We start from the raw sequence: 13,962 nt of genomic DNA, 5'->3' as shown, positions 1-13,962 counted from the left end.
GTTTTTTTTATATGGCAAATAAATACTTTAAAGCGATACTCCTGTTAGCTTTTATATTGGTTTCAGACATAGCGTTGGCTCAGGGCCCACCGCCACCCCCACCTCCAGTGGTGCCTATTGATGGCGGGATAATCGGCATGGTTGTTCTTGGATTAGGGTATGCGGTAAAGAAAATTTACGACAAGTCCAAAGGCTAGCTATTTAACCATTAATCGAGCTACATACTTCCCAATTACATCAAATTCTAAATTCACTGTATCATTTATTTTGATCTGGTGGAAATTTGTATTTTCATACGTATAAGGTATTATTGCTACACTAAAAGAACCTTCCTTAGAATTAACAACGGTAAGACTTACTCCGTTTACGGTGATGGAACCTTTTTCAATCGTTAGATTGTTATAAGTGTTATCATAGCTAAAACTAAAGACCCAACTACCTTCTAGTGCCTCCACTTCTGTGCAAACCGCAACTTGATCCACATGGCCCTGTACAATGTGACCATCAAGCCTCGCACCGAGCTGCATGGCTCTTTCAAGATTAACTTTATCACCAACATTCAAGTCTCCGATAGATGATTTGTCAATGGTTTCTTTGATCGCTGTAATGGTATGCGTGTTTTCACCCAGTCCTACAACCGTAAGACAAACTCCATTGTGTGCCAAACTTTGATCAATTTTGAGTTCTTTTGAAACCTTACTTTTAACAGTTATATGTAAATTGTCTTGTTCGTGATTTAATTCAACAATCTCTCCTAATTCTTCTATTATTCCTGTAAACATGTTCTAAAATTAATGATTAAATTTGTGCATCGGTAAAATTGAATTACCTTTCAAAATTAAGAATTATTAGATACTTGGATGAAAAAAAAGGATAAAATAAAAGTAGGAATTTCTGTAGGTGATTTGAATGGGATTGGCATTGAGGTTGTATTAAAATCATTTGAAGACAGTAGGATGTTAGACTTTTGTACTCCTGTAATTTTTGCTTCCTCAAAAGTGATAAGTCATCATAAAAAAGTACTGAATTTAAATACAAGTATCCATGGCATTGATAATCTTAAAAAAATAGTTCCACAAAAATTAAATTTATTAAATGTTTGGAAGGAATTGATAGAGGTTGATTTGGGTAAGCCAAGCGAAACTTCTGGCAAGTATGCCTTACAGTCATTGAATAGTGCAACTGAAGCCTTGAAAAATGGCGATGTAGACATATTGGTAACGGCACCGATAGATAAAAACAATATTCAATCAGAAGAATTTGATTTCCAGGGCCATACCGAGTTTTTAGAACATAATTTGGATGGAGAAGCATTGATGATACTGTGTTCTGGAGACTTGAGGGTTGGATTGATCACAGGGCATATTCCTATCGATAAGGTGGCAGAAAATATTAGCGCAGATTTGATCAGGAAAAAGGTTTCGATTATGTATAAATCACTAGTTGAAGACTTTAATATATCCAAACCTAAAATTGCGGTATTAGGTTTGAATCCTCATTGTGGAGATCAAGGTGTTATTGGTACGGAAGATGATGAGATTGTTAGACCAACTTTGGAAGAAATACAAAAAAAGGGAAAGCTGGTTTATGGACCTTATGCTGCCGACAGTTTTTTTGGAAATGGAAATTATAAAAGTTTTGATGGCATTTTAGCCATGTATCACGACCAAGGACTTACTCCTTTTAAAACTTTATCGTTTGGGAAAGGAGTGAACTTTACTGCAGGACTGGATAAAATTCGAACTTCACCCGACCATGGTACGGCTTTCGAAATAGCAGGTAAAGGTAAGGCTGAGTTCAGTTCCTTCAAGGAAGCTATCTTTTTGGGAATCAATTTGTTTAAGGCAAGAGAAGAGTATATGAGCCTTATCGAGAATAAACTTGAAATCCAGAAAGAGAAGAAAAAGCAATATTCTAAATAAATTGTTTTTAAATACTTAATTTTTTTCTATCTTTGCGCGCTCAAATTTATGTTCAGATGAAATTATCAAATGATTTTGTGTTGTCGTTTTTTGGATTAAAAGAAGGAAGCCACAAGTTTGAATATAAAATTGATAAACAGTTCTTTGAGTCATATTCATTCGATGAATTTTTAAATGCAGATTTTACTGTTACTCTTGATTTTGTAAAAAAGAGTACGTTGTTGGAATTGCATTTTGAAAACAAAGGAATGGCGACGGTTGCCTGTGATGTTACAAATGAACCATTTGAACTCCCCTTAGAAGGAAGTCTTGATTTGGTTGTAAAATTTGGTGAGGAATTCAATGATGAGAATGAGGAGGTATTAATTTTGCCTCATGGAGAACATCAATTAGATGTTTCTCAATACATTTATGAAATGATCGTTCTTGAAGTACCATTAAAAAAAATACATCCAGGAATAGAAGATGGCTCGTTGAAATCGGATATTTTGAATAAACTCGAAGAGTTAAGTCCGGAAAAAAATAAGGAAACAGATAAAATTGACCCGAGATGGGAAGATTTGAAAAAATTACTAATAGATAAAAATAAGTAGAGATGGCACATCCTAAAAGAAAAGTATCAAAGTCGAGAAGAGATAAAAGAAGAACGCACTATAAAGCTGCAACTCCTCAAATTGCAAAAGACCCTACTACTGGCGAAGCTCATTTATACCACCGTGCTCACTGGCATGAAGGAAAACTTTATTATAGAGGTCAGATTTTAATCGACGCACAAGAAAATAAAGCATAGTCAAATATTTGACGATTATGCAAAAAACCCTCATTTTTGAGGGTTTTTTTGTTGATTTTAATTGAAATTAGGCAAAAAATGTCTTTTTTTGATGAAGTTCCAAACTTAATTTTATTACTTTTGACCTCTGTTTTTTATAAAACAGTAAATAAATAGACATGGATAAAGTGACTGCTGCGATTACCGCTGTTGGGAAATATGTTCCTGATTATATACTTACCAACAAGGAGTTGGAGACAATGGTTGAGACCAATGATGATTGGATCACTTCAAGAACCGGGATTAAAGAAAGGCGAATTTTAAAAGAAGAAGAAGGTAAAGGCACTTCTTATCTTGCTATAAAATCAGCTGAAGATCTTATTGCGAAGAGCAATTTGGATCCCAGTGAAATTGAAATGGTTATATTATGTACAGCCACTCCTGATATGCAAGCGGCATCGACTGGAGCCTTTGTTGCAAATAAGATAGGAGCTGTAAATGCATTTGCTTTTGATCTAGAAGCGGCTTGTTCCAGTTTTCTTTATGGCTTATCAGTAGCTGCCGGGTATATTGAATCGGGCAGGTATAAGAAAATACTTCTTATCGGAGCCGATATGAACTCATCTATGATCGATTATACAGACAGAACAACCTGCATAATTTTTGGCGATGGGGCAGGAGCAGTTTTGGTTGAACCTACTACAGATGGAAACGGACTACAGGATGAGATTATGAGATCTGATGGTTCGGGTAGAGAGTTTTTAAATGTTGCGGCTGGAGGTTCTATGATGCCTGCAACCGAAGAAACTGTAAAAGAAAGACTTCATTTTGCCAGACAAGACGGTCAGACAGTATTTAAAAATGCGGTGTTTAATATGGCTGATGTCTGTGAGAAAATTTTAGAAAAAAACAATATCAGCAATGACGACGTTGATTGGTTGGCTGCACATCAGGCAAATAAAAGAATCGTTGAAGCAACAGCTCGCAGGATGAAACTGGATTCATCTAAAGTGATGTTGAATATTGCGAAATACGGAAATACTACTTCGGCTACCTTACCTTTACTCTTAGCTGATTATGAGAAGCAACTTAAGAAAGGAGACACTGTGATTCTCGCTGCATTTGGTGGTGGATTTTCATGGGGGTCTATTTACTTTAAGTGGTGTTATAATTCATAAAATCATTATAAACATATCATTATGGACTTAAAAGAAATTCAAAACCTAATAAAATTTGTAGCCAAATCTGGAGCAAATGAAGTTAAGTTGGAAATGGGTGATGTCAAGATTACGATCAAGACAGGAGCTGAAAGACATGAAACAAATTATTTTCAGCAAGCTGCACCAGTATCCATGCCGGTTCAGGCTCAGCCAGAAGTACAAGGAGGAACCCCTGTAGCAGCTGATTCAGCACCAGTTGAAGCTAATGAAGCTGATGATACTTCAAAATATATTGAAATTAAATCACCGATCATTGGTACACTTTATAGAAAACCATCACCTGATAAACCAGTTTTTGTCAAAGTAGGAGATACTATTGAGGCTGGTGATACTGTATGTATCATAGAGGCGATGAAATTGTTTAATGAGGTGGAATCAGAAGTTTCAGGAAAAATCGTAAAGGTTTTAATTGAAGACTCGTCACCTGTTGAATTTGATCAGCCATTATTCTTGATTGATCCTTCCTAGAAACAAGCTATCACTACGAAGATAAAGCAATACTTTATCTGTGATTCAGTATTAATGTAATTTGATTAAATTATGTTTAAAAAAATATTAATAGCCAACCGAGGAGAAATTGCTCTTCGTATCATACGAACCTGTCGTGAGATGGGAATCAGTTCAGTTGCGGTGTATTCTACAGCTGATGCGGAAAGTTTACACGTTCGTTTTGCAGATGAAGCCGTGTGTATAGGCCCTCCAGCAAGTGCAGAATCTTATTTAAAGATTCCAAACATTATCGCTGCTGCAGAAATCACTAATGCTGATGCGATTCATCCTGGATATGGGTTTTTATCTGAAAATGCACGTTTTTCAAAAATTTGTGAAGAACATGGAATTAAATTCATTGGTGCTTCCGAAGAAATGATTAATCTCATGGGAGACAAGGCTTCCGCCAGGGAAACCATGAAGAAAGCAGGTGTTCCGACAATACCAGGATCTGAAGGAATTTTGTCATCTTTTACAGTGGCAAAAAAAACAGCAGAGGAAATAGGATATCCAGTCATGCTAAAAGCGACTGCCGGTGGTGGTGGAAAAGGTATGAGAGCTTGTTGGAAACCAGAAGAATTGCAAGATGCCTGGGATTCTGCAAGACAAGAAGCCAAAGCTTCATTTGGAAATGACGCCATGTATATGGAAAAACTAATTGAAGAACCGAGACATATTGAGATTCAAATTATCGGTGATTCAAAAGGTAAAGCCTGTCATTTGTCTGAAAGAGATTGCTCTGTGCAAAGAAGACATCAAAAACTTACTGAAGAAACACCTTCTCCGTTTATGACAGATGAGCTAAGAGAGAAGATGGGAGCATCTGCAGTACTTGCTTCAGAATATATTAAGTATGAAGGAGCCGGGACCGTTGAATTCTTAGTTGATAAACACAGGAATTTCTATTTTATGGAGATGAATACCAGAATACAGGTAGAGCATCCTATCACTGAGCAGGTCATATCAAATTTTGACCTAATTCGTGAGCAAATCAAGGTGGCAGCAGGTGTGCCGATATTAGGGATAAATTACTTCCCAACTCAGCATGCAATTGAATGTAGAATCAATGCTGAAGATCCACATCATAATTTTAGGCCTTCACCAGGAACAATAACTATTTTTCATGCTCCAGGAGGTCACGGGGTAAGGTTAGATACGCATGTTTATGCAGGTTATACGATTCCGCCAAATTATGATTCTATGATCGCGAAGTTGATTGTTACAGCTCAATCCAGAGAAGAGGCTATTGCAAAAATGAAAAGAGCGTTGGACGAGTTTGTGATTGAAGGAGTTAAAACAACAATTCCTTTTCATAGACAATTAATGGACGATCCAGATTATATTGCTGGAAATTATACTACTGCCTTTATGGATGATTTTGTGATCCAGGAAGATTAATATAACAAATAAATAGAGTTTGTAAAAAAGATATGATGATTTCATATCTTTTTTTTTATATTTATTTCTAATCATAACTTAGGGCTAATTTTTGGTTATAAATTGTAAGGAATATTATGAAAGAACAAACAGTTAAAATTGATGGTATTGATAAATTGATATTAAATCAACTTATGCAAGATGCCCGAACACCAATTCTCAGCATTGCAAGAGAGGTTGGTATATCCGGAGCAGCCATTCATCAACGTCTGAGAAAACTTGAAGCATCCGGGCTTATTTCTGGCTCTAAATTCATGATTAATCCCAAAGTACTCGGGTTTAAGACGCTGGCATTTGTAGGGATTTTTCTTGATAGTTCAAGTAAATATAAAGAAGCGACTAAAAGGCTAAAAGAGATAGATGAAGTAATTGAGAGTCATTATACAACAGGTAATTACGCCATATTTGTTAAAATTCTTTGTCGTGATAACGAACATTTAATGCAGGTTCTAAATCATGAGATACAGAACATAAAAGGTGTAGCCCGCACCGAAACTTTTATTTCATTGGATCAGCAAATTGACAGGCAAATGAAAATTTAAATACCGAGGTGATCGGAGGTGAGGGTGTCACTTCCGATCACCTCACCTCCGATCACCTCACTTCCGATCACCTCAGCGTATCGTATCCTAACTCCTACTGCTGTATATATTGACATAGTATAGCAATGTAGCAATAGAGCTTAGAGCGGCAACGACATAAGTCCTGGCAGCCCATTTCAGCGCATCTTTTGCAGCATCGTGCTCAGTAGCTGTGACCATGTTTTTTTCGTCTAACCAGGCAAGCGCTCTGTTGCTGGCGTCATATTCAACTGGGAGGGTAACAATTGTAAAGACTACTGTAGCAGCAAACAATACTATTCCTAAAAGCAATAATTGAGGGAAGGCTTCTACTGTAAAAATACCGACGATGAGCAATATTGAAGCAAATTTAGAAGAAATACCTACTGCAGGAACGAGCCTTGATCTCAATTGAAGCCAAGCGTAACTTTGGGCGTGTTGAACTGCATGTCCGCACTCATGAGACGCCACCGCAGCCGCAGCTGCATTCCTCTCAGAATAGACGGGTTCACTTAGGTTAACAGTCTTGTTTTGAGGATTGTAGTGGTCAGTTAGGCTGCCAGGAGTAGAAATGACTTTTACATCATAAATGTTATTATCTGCAAGCATTTTTTCAGCAATTTCTTTACCACTCAAACCATTTTGTAAATGTAATTTGGAGTATTTTTTGAACTTACTTTTTAAACGGCTTTGAACAAACATTCCGAATAAACCAATGACAATAATCAATAAAAAAGAACCACTCATATTAATTTTTTATAAAGTTTTAATTGATACTTTTATATCAAAAAGCATGCTAAATATTTTTTATGGAAAATAAAGTGCCAGATATTTTATTGATCTACACCGGTGGAACGATTGGAATGGTCAAGGATTATAAGTCAAATGCCCTCAAGCCTTTTGATTTTGAGAATATCAAAGTTAAGATTCCGGAGTTGAAATTGCTAGACTGTAAGATAGAAACCACAGCTTTCCCGAATCCTATTGACTCCTCGGATATGTCTCCAGAGTACTGGATGAAAATTGCAGAAATCATTGAAAGCCGCTATGAAGATATTGATGGTTTCGTTGTTTTAACAGGCACTGACACCATGTCATACACTTCTTCAGCCTTGAGCTTTATCCTTGAAAACTTGAGTAAACCAGTTATATTTACAGGTTCTCAATTACCAATAGGAGATTTAAGAACGGATGCTAAAGAAAATTTGATCACTGCTATTCAAGTAGCTTCCGCACAGCAAAACGGGCAGGCCATAGTTCAGGAAGTAGGCTTGTATTTTGAATACAAATTATATCGTGCTAACCGAACTACAAAGGTAAGTTCTGAACAGTTTGAGGCCTTTGAATCAGCTAATTACCCAAACTTAGGAGAGAGCGGTGTTCATTTAAATTTTAACGAACCCTGGTTGATTCGCGCGGATAAATCAAAGCCATTGATGCTCAACAAAAATTTTGATGCAAAAGTGCTCATATTGAAATTATTTCCCGGGATAAGCGAAAGTATAGTCAGGCATATATTGAACTGCCCGGATCTTGAAGGCGTCATATTGGAGACTTATGGTGCCGGTAATGCGCTCACAGCTGAATGGTTTACTGAAATACTTTCAACTACCATAGATAAAGGGATTCCTGTCATCAATGTTACGCAATGTGTTAGTGGCGGTGTCATGATGGGGCATTACGAATCAAGTGTTCATTTGAAAAAGACAGGAGTGATAAGTGGAAAGGATATTACAACAGAATCTGCGGTAGCTAAATTAAAATTACTTCTCGGAAAGAAGACCCCGTCTAAAAAGTTTAAAATTTTATTTGAGACGCCTCTGCGTGGAGAAATGAACTAGTTTTGAACTAAAAGTTTTTACAAGTAAATAATTTTTTGTTACTTGCCGTTCATATAAAATTTTTTGACATTTTGGAGAGGTGGCCGAGTGGCTTAAGGCGCACGCTTGGAAAGCGTGTTTATGAGAAATTGTAACAAGGGTTCGAATCCCTTTCTCTCCGCGCAAGATGTTCTTATGTTCTAAAATTTTTATATCTTTAAACCCGTTAACTAAATTTAAATAACAAACATTTACACAAATGAAAAAAGTATTTACTATCCTTGCGATGACAGGATTGATGTTATTGAGCTCAGTTCAAAACATTTATGCACAAACAGAACCAGTGGCTGAAAAAACTTTTCATCAAGTTTTGAAACAGCGATTTATTGAAGGTGGTCCTTTCTTTATGGGGATTGTATTGGTAACTTTGATTTTAGGTCTGGCTATAGCCATTGAAAGAATCATTTATCTAAACATGGCTACAACTAACACTGAAAAGCTGGTTAATGATGTAGAAGAAGCTATCGGAACTGGTGGTGTTGAAGCTGCAAAAGAACTTTGTAGAAACACAAAAGGACCTGTTGCGTCAATCTTTTATCAAGGTTTAGATAGAATGGATGAAGGAGTTGATGCTGCTGAAAAAGCCGTTGTGGCTTATGGTGGTGTTCAAATGGGACTATTAGAGAAAAATGTTTCTTGGTTGTCTTTATTTATTGCTCTTGCTCCAATGCTTGGGTTCATGGGAACAGTAATTGGTATGATTTCTGCATTTGACTCTATTGAAGCGGCAGGTGATATTTCTCCAGCGGTTGTAGCAGGTGGTATTAAAGTAGCACTTTTGACAACTGTATTTGGTTTAGTAGTTGCGATTATTCTTCAAATTTTTTATAATTACATCATTTCTAAAATTGATAGTATTGTAAATAACATGGAAGACGCATCTATTAAATTGGTCGATCTTTTGATCAGAAATAAATAAAAGAATTATGAATAGTAAAGTATCAAAGATATTATCACTTGTATCAGGTTTGATCGGTTTGATTGCGATCTATTTCCTAGCGAGGATAATTATGGAAGGCGATGATTCTGTAAAAGAGAGCCTAGACTTGCAAAATAGTCTTGTTTCTCCTTTTGTATCATTTGCGAAGGTCATTTTGTACATCACGACAATTATAGCTGTTGTGTTCTCATTGTGGAACCTGGTAAGACAGCCTAAATTACTTAAGAAAACATTGATCTCTTTAGCAGCCTTAGGGTTTTTGTTATTGGTTTCATATATGATGGCTACAGACGAAGCAACATTGAATATGTCTGGAAACATTATTAAAGACGGAGAAGCAGGAAGTACTTCTAAGTGGGTTAGTACCGGAATATGGTACTCAATGATACTAGGAGCAATAGGACTTGGATTCTTCTTATTCGATTTTGTAAAATCATTATTTTCAACAAAATAAAAAATTATGGCATTAAGAGAATCACCGGAAATTAATGCAGGGTCAATGGCCGATATTGCTTTCTTGTTGCTCATATTCTTTCTAGTAACAACTACGATGGATGTGGACACTGGGATTAGCAGGAAATTACCTGAAAAGCAGCCGGAAGACATGCCTGATCCACCAAAATTGAAAGAAAAAAACGTGTTTGTTGTTACAGTAAACCGTAATAATGATATTTTGGTAGAAGGTGAGACATTTATGACGATCGATAAGATTCGTGAAGAAGCGGTTAAGTTCATAGACAATGGTGGAGGAATGGGTAACCCTATAGACGGAGCCGAGCCAGCTGAATGTGATTGGTGTGAAGGAGCGAAAGATCCGGCATCATCTGATCATCCGAACAAAGCTATTATTTCATTAGAGAGTGATAGAGGAACTTCTTATGGTACCTATATTGCGGTTCAGAATGAATTAGTTGGAGCCTACACTGAATTAAGAAACAGATTATCTGAAAAAATGTATGGGATTTCATATACCCAGATGTTGAAAGATCAGAAGAATAGTCAGAAAAACGAAACGCTGAACGAAAGAATTAAATTAATTAAGGGGAAGTATCCTCAAATTATTTCTGAAGCAGAACCTACAAAGTAATTTCTTATGTCGAAGTTTAAAAAGAAGAAAAAAGGAATGCCAGGTATATCAACAGCATCTTTACCTGACATTGTATTCATGCTATTATTCTTTTTCATGGTTACAACTGTAATGCGTGAGACAGAACTGAAGATCAAAAAACCTCAATTACCGAAAGCTACAGAGATTAAGAAACTGGAGCGTAAAAGTTTGGTAAGCTATATTTATGTAGGAAAGGTTAAAGATCAGAATGGAGATAAAATTCAATTGAATGATCGAATTGCAGATGTAAAAGACGTTAAGTATTTTATATTTGCTGAAAGAGAAACACATCCTGAAGATGAGATTCCTCTTTTGACAACCTCCATTAAAGCAGATATTGAATCAAATGTAGGTACCATTACGGATATCAAAGAAGAATTGAGAAACATCAATGCTCTTAAGATTAATTACTCGACGTTGAAGGGTGATGTAATGGACAACGTAAAATAATTTAGTTATAATTTAAGTTAGAAAAAACTCTCAAGAAATTGAGAGTTTTTTTTTGGTTTAATAATTCGCGAAGGGTTCGCAGGTGAAGGGTTCACTTCCGAGGGGTTCGCAGGTGAGGTGCTCACCTCCGAGGGGTTCGGTTTTGTACCCTTCAGAAATATTGGAGTGTTATTTATTTGTAAAAGAAATTAAAATAAACCGTGAATCTGGGCGTCAATACGGTCAATGATTGATCCTAGATCTTCAGGGTTATCGACTATGTTCAAATTGTCAATGTCAATAATAAGAAGTTTCCCTTTCTTATAAGTAGTGATCCAGGCTTCATAGCGTTCATTTAAACGACTTAGATAGTCTATGCTAATGGTATTCTCAAAATCTCTTCCTCTCTTGTGTATTTGTCCAACAAGCGTCGGAATGCTCGCTCTTAAATAGATCATCAGATCAGGAGGAGAAACAAGTCTTTCCATTAAATCAAAAAGGGTTTCGTAATTGCTAAAATCACGATTGGTCATCAGGCCCATAGCATGTAAATTAGGCGCAAAAATATGTGCGTCTTCATAAATGGTTCTGTCTTGAATGATGTTTTTACCGCTTTCACGGATTTCAAGAATTTGACGAAACCTACTATTCAAGAAATAGATCTGTAAATTAAATGACCATCTTTCCATTGATCCATAAAAATCGTCCAGGTAAGGATTTTCTGCAACCGATTCAAAATGAGGTTCCCATTTATAATGTTTAGCCAATAAACTTGTCAAAGTTGTTTTTCCTGCTCCAATATTTCCGGCTATAGCGATATGCATGGGTTTCTTAGTTTGATTTTAGTAATTAGCAATGGAAAGCGAAATTAAAAAAAATCTAGCTTATATCGACCATTTAAAGCAACTTTCACCGTATTATTTGGTATTGATAAACGGTTTTGCCATCAAATATGAAAATGTAAGCGCTGTTTATGTAAATGGATTCAATAGTATCCTCATAATCTAAGCGAATAGGAATGATGCTGAATGTCTCCTGATAGAAAAAGTTTCGCTTCTTAAAAAAGACAAAACCTTTTTGAAAGGAAAAAATCTGTTCAACATCCTTCAGATCAAATGACTGTGTATAGATGCCATATTCGTTAAATTCAAGAACAGAATTTAAAGAAAGTATCCATATCTTTTTATAAGTGCTAACGATATTTTTAGGTAGAAAATCCGGATCATAAAATGTTGTCGGCTGCGTTTGAAGTACCTCAGTGTAATTTCGGTAATCGTATAGGTGAAGCTTGTTGTCATCTGCATACAACCATATGTTGTTTTGAGAAGCTCCTGTAACAAAAGCCACATTATTGAATAGTGTTTCTTTTGTGAAATCTATTTTTTGCGTTAATTCATTTAAATTATTGTCAAGAATTATAGCGGCATTAAATTCGGCATAGAACAAGATAACTTTAAATGGGTTCTGAATGTTGACGCTGCTAAGCTTTCCTAAGCCAACATTGCTGTAAGAAAATAATTGTTTTGAAGTCTTTTTATAAAGGATATTATCTTTTATAAAGTACATACTTTGAAACTCATCAACCCCAATAAATGAATCAGCTTCAAGTGCTTTTTTAGCATGTAATTTTGTGGTTAATTCTTGAGACTGAATAGCTAAACTAAAGAAGCAAAAAGTAATAAATAGAATGCTTTTCATGGCCTTGTTCTATGGGTTGACGTTAAACTAGCCTCTTATTGACTTGCTTTGTGAAATGTAAGACGATTGTATGAGAATTACAAACTTCAATATGTTGAAAGCAAGATCTTCTGTAAAAAGAAAGAGATGGACTATGATCATAGTCCATCTCTTTAATTAAATATTGTAATAAAGCCTTTGTTTAAAGATCAAAGGCCTCTTTAATTTTGTCTACATAATCAAGTTTTTCCCAGGTGAACAACTCTACTTCAATTGATTTTTCACCAGAATATGGTGAAGAAAAATGTTTGGTTACTACTTCTGGAGTTCTTCCCATATGACCATATGCAGCAGTTTCGCTGTAAATAGGATTTCTGAGTTTAAGCCTTTTTTCAATTGCTGCTGGTCTCATGTCAAACATGCCTTCGATAATTCTAGAAATCTCTCCGTCAGATTTGTTTGATTTAGAAGTATTATATGTTTCTACATTAATTGAGGTTGGTTCTGCAACCCCAATTGCATATGAAACCTGAACCAATACCTGATCACATAAACCGGCGGCCACCATATTTTTTGCGATGTGTCTTGAGGCATATGCCGCAGACCTATCTACTTTGCTAGGATCTTTACCACTAAAAGCGCCACCACCATGAGCTCCTTTACCACCATAGGTATCAACAATAATTTTTCTTCCGGTCAAACCCGTATCTCCATGAGGCCCACCAATAACAAATTTTCCTGTTGGGTTAATATGATACCTGATTTGATCGTTAAATAATAATTGAATATTCTCAGGTAAGTCAGCAACAACTCTAGGGATAAGGATTGATACAATATCTTCCTTAATCTTAGCTAGCATTTGTTCATCTTCATCAAAATCATCATGCTGTGTTGATAGCACTATAGTATCAATTCGTTGAGGAACTCCTTCATCAGAATATTCTATTGTAACCTGACTTTTAGCATCAGGGCGTAAATAGTTGATCGCATCATTTTCACGCCTAAGCTCAGCAAGAACCTTTAATAATCTATGGCTTAGATCTAAGGCAAGAGGCATGTAATTAGAGGTTTCGTTTGTTGCGTATCCAAACATCATCCCTTGATCACCGGCACCTTGTTCTTCTTCCGCTCCTCTGTCAACACCTTGGTTGATATCCTGTGATTGTTCATGAATCAATGAGATAACGCCGCAGCTTTCGCCTTCAAATTTATATTCACCCTTAGTATAACCAATTCTTTTAATGGTTTCTCTGGCGATTATTGGTGCGTCGATATATGTTTTTGTTTTAACCTCCCCTGCCAATACTACTTGACCAGTGGTTACCATGGTCTCACAAGCCACTTTGGCATCCGGATCAAAGGCTAAGAAATTGTCTAGAAGACTATCAGAAATTTGATCTGCTACTTTATCAGGATGCCCTTCAGACACAGATTCAGACGTAAATAAATAAGACATAATTGTCAATTTTTAAAAAGGAAGTTGAAATGTTGACCTATAGAGCTAAAGTAGTATTACTGCTTTAGCATTTTT

Annotated in this window: 18 protein-coding genes and 1 tRNA gene; 14 read left to right on the top strand and 5 right to left on the bottom strand. The window is 36.1% G+C overall.

Going from position 1 to position 13,962, the window contains the following annotated elements; genetic code table 11:
• Nucleotides 1-11 precede the first annotated feature (11 nt).
• Nucleotides 12-197, top strand: coding sequence for a PID-CTERM protein-sorting domain-containing protein (locus QWY87_RS17860; protein WP_353959164.1), 186 nt, complete (start codon nt 12-14; stop codon nt 195-197).
• Here QWY87_RS17860 and QWY87_RS10445 read toward each other — a convergent pair whose 3' ends face one another.
• Nucleotides 198-782, bottom strand: coding sequence for a riboflavin synthase (locus QWY87_RS10445; protein ID WP_290290922.1), 585 nt, complete (start codon nt 780-782; stop codon nt 198-200).
• A 78-nt stretch (nt 783-860) separates the two neighbouring features.
• Between QWY87_RS10445 and pdxA the strand changes: the two genes are divergently transcribed.
• The 7 genes from pdxA to QWY87_RS10410 all read left to right on the top strand — a co-directional run bounded on the left by pdxA (nt 861) and on the right by QWY87_RS10410 (nt 6,379).
• Nucleotides 861-1,922 (top strand): 4-hydroxythreonine-4-phosphate dehydrogenase PdxA, encoded by a 1,062-nt coding sequence (gene pdxA / locus QWY87_RS10440; protein ID WP_290290920.1) that lies wholly within the window; start codon nt 861-863, stop codon nt 1,920-1,922.
• A gap of 56 nt (nt 1,923-1,978) precedes the next feature.
• Nucleotides 1,979-2,515, top strand: a complete 537-nt coding sequence (locus QWY87_RS10435) for a YceD family protein (protein ID WP_290290919.1) — start codon at nt 1,979-1,981, stop codon at nt 2,513-2,515.
• Nucleotides 2,516-2,517: 2 nt separating this feature from the next.
• A complete protein-coding gene (rpmF, locus tag QWY87_RS10430) occupies nt 2,518-2,712 on the top strand; it encodes a 50S ribosomal protein L32 (protein WP_290290918.1) in 195 nt (64 codons plus the stop codon).
• Nucleotides 2,713-2,870: 158 nt separating this feature from the next.
• Nucleotides 2,871-3,869 carry a beta-ketoacyl-ACP synthase III gene (locus QWY87_RS10425; protein ID WP_290290916.1) on the top strand — a complete coding sequence of 333 codons (999 nt, stop codon included), beginning with the start codon at nt 2,871-2,873 and terminating at the stop codon, nt 3,867-3,869.
• Between the two features lie 21 nt (nt 3,870-3,890).
• Nucleotides 3,891-4,379 carry an acetyl-CoA carboxylase biotin carboxyl carrier protein gene (accB, locus tag QWY87_RS10420; protein WP_290290914.1) on the top strand — a complete coding sequence of 163 codons (489 nt, stop codon included), beginning with the start codon at nt 3,891-3,893 and terminating at the stop codon, nt 4,377-4,379.
• Between the two features lie 72 nt (nt 4,380-4,451).
• Nucleotides 4,452-5,798, top strand: a complete 1,347-nt coding sequence (accC, locus tag QWY87_RS10415) for an acetyl-CoA carboxylase biotin carboxylase subunit (protein WP_290290913.1) — start codon at nt 4,452-4,454, stop codon at nt 5,796-5,798.
• A gap of 116 nt (nt 5,799-5,914) precedes the next feature.
• Nucleotides 5,915-6,379, top strand: a complete 465-nt coding sequence (locus QWY87_RS10410; RefSeq protein WP_290290911.1) for an Lrp/AsnC ligand binding domain-containing protein — start codon at nt 5,915-5,917, stop codon at nt 6,377-6,379.
• Between the two features lie 87 nt (nt 6,380-6,466).
• Here the strand turns inward: QWY87_RS10410 and QWY87_RS10405 are convergent, their stop codons facing one another.
• A complete protein-coding gene (locus tag QWY87_RS10405; protein ID WP_290290910.1) occupies nt 6,467-7,144 on the bottom strand; it encodes a zinc metallopeptidase in 678 nt (225 codons plus the stop codon).
• A 62-nt stretch (nt 7,145-7,206) separates the two neighbouring features.
• On the opposite strand from QWY87_RS10405, the gene QWY87_RS10400 reads away from it, so the two are divergent.
• The 6 genes from QWY87_RS10400 to QWY87_RS10375 all read left to right on the top strand — a co-directional run bounded on the left by QWY87_RS10400 (nt 7,207) and on the right by QWY87_RS10375 (nt 10,775).
• Complete coding sequence (locus tag QWY87_RS10400) at nt 7,207-8,238, top strand: asparaginase (RefSeq protein ID WP_290290908.1); 1,032 nt, start codon at nt 7,207-7,209, stop codon at nt 8,236-8,238.
• A 73-nt stretch (nt 8,239-8,311) separates the two neighbouring features.
• Nucleotides 8,312-8,398 (top strand) — tRNA-Ser (locus QWY87_RS10395).
• Between the two features lie 78 nt (nt 8,399-8,476).
• Complete coding sequence (locus QWY87_RS10390) at nt 8,477-9,196, top strand: MotA/TolQ/ExbB proton channel family protein (RefSeq protein WP_290290896.1); 720 nt, start codon at nt 8,477-8,479, stop codon at nt 9,194-9,196.
• A gap of 7 nt (nt 9,197-9,203) precedes the next feature.
• Nucleotides 9,204-9,671, top strand: a complete 468-nt coding sequence (locus tag QWY87_RS10385) for a hypothetical protein (RefSeq protein ID WP_290290895.1) — start codon at nt 9,204-9,206, stop codon at nt 9,669-9,671.
• A 6-nt stretch (nt 9,672-9,677) separates the two neighbouring features.
• Nucleotides 9,678-10,304, top strand: a complete 627-nt coding sequence (locus tag QWY87_RS10380; protein ID WP_290290894.1) for an ExbD/TolR family protein — start codon at nt 9,678-9,680, stop codon at nt 10,302-10,304.
• A gap of 6 nt (nt 10,305-10,310) precedes the next feature.
• Nucleotides 10,311-10,775 (top strand): ExbD/TolR family protein, encoded by a 465-nt coding sequence (locus QWY87_RS10375; protein ID WP_290290892.1) that lies wholly within the window; start codon nt 10,311-10,313, stop codon nt 10,773-10,775.
• A 188-nt stretch (nt 10,776-10,963) separates the two neighbouring features.
• Here QWY87_RS10375 and QWY87_RS10370 read toward each other — a convergent pair whose 3' ends face one another.
• From QWY87_RS10370 to metK, 3 genes are all read right to left on the bottom strand, one after another.
• A complete protein-coding gene (locus QWY87_RS10370) occupies nt 10,964-11,578 on the bottom strand; it encodes a deoxynucleoside kinase (protein WP_290290890.1) in 615 nt (204 codons plus the stop codon).
• Nucleotides 11,579-11,663: 85 nt separating this feature from the next.
• Nucleotides 11,664-12,452 (bottom strand): hypothetical protein, encoded by a 789-nt coding sequence (locus QWY87_RS10365; RefSeq protein WP_290290889.1) that lies wholly within the window; start codon nt 12,450-12,452, stop codon nt 11,664-11,666.
• A 181-nt stretch (nt 12,453-12,633) separates the two neighbouring features.
• Complete coding sequence (gene metK, locus QWY87_RS10360) at nt 12,634-13,887, bottom strand: methionine adenosyltransferase (protein WP_290290887.1); 1,254 nt, start codon at nt 13,885-13,887, stop codon at nt 12,634-12,636.
• Nucleotides 13,888-13,962: the final 75 nt, after the last annotated feature.

This window comes from Lutimonas halocynthiae (assembly GCF_030409835.1).
In the GTDB taxonomy this organism is placed as follows: Bacteria; Bacteroidota; Bacteroidia; order Flavobacteriales; family Flavobacteriaceae; genus Lutimonas; species Lutimonas halocynthiae.
Note: the sequence above shows the minus strand (reverse complement) of the source record. Positions and strands in the feature narration are given on the sequence as shown.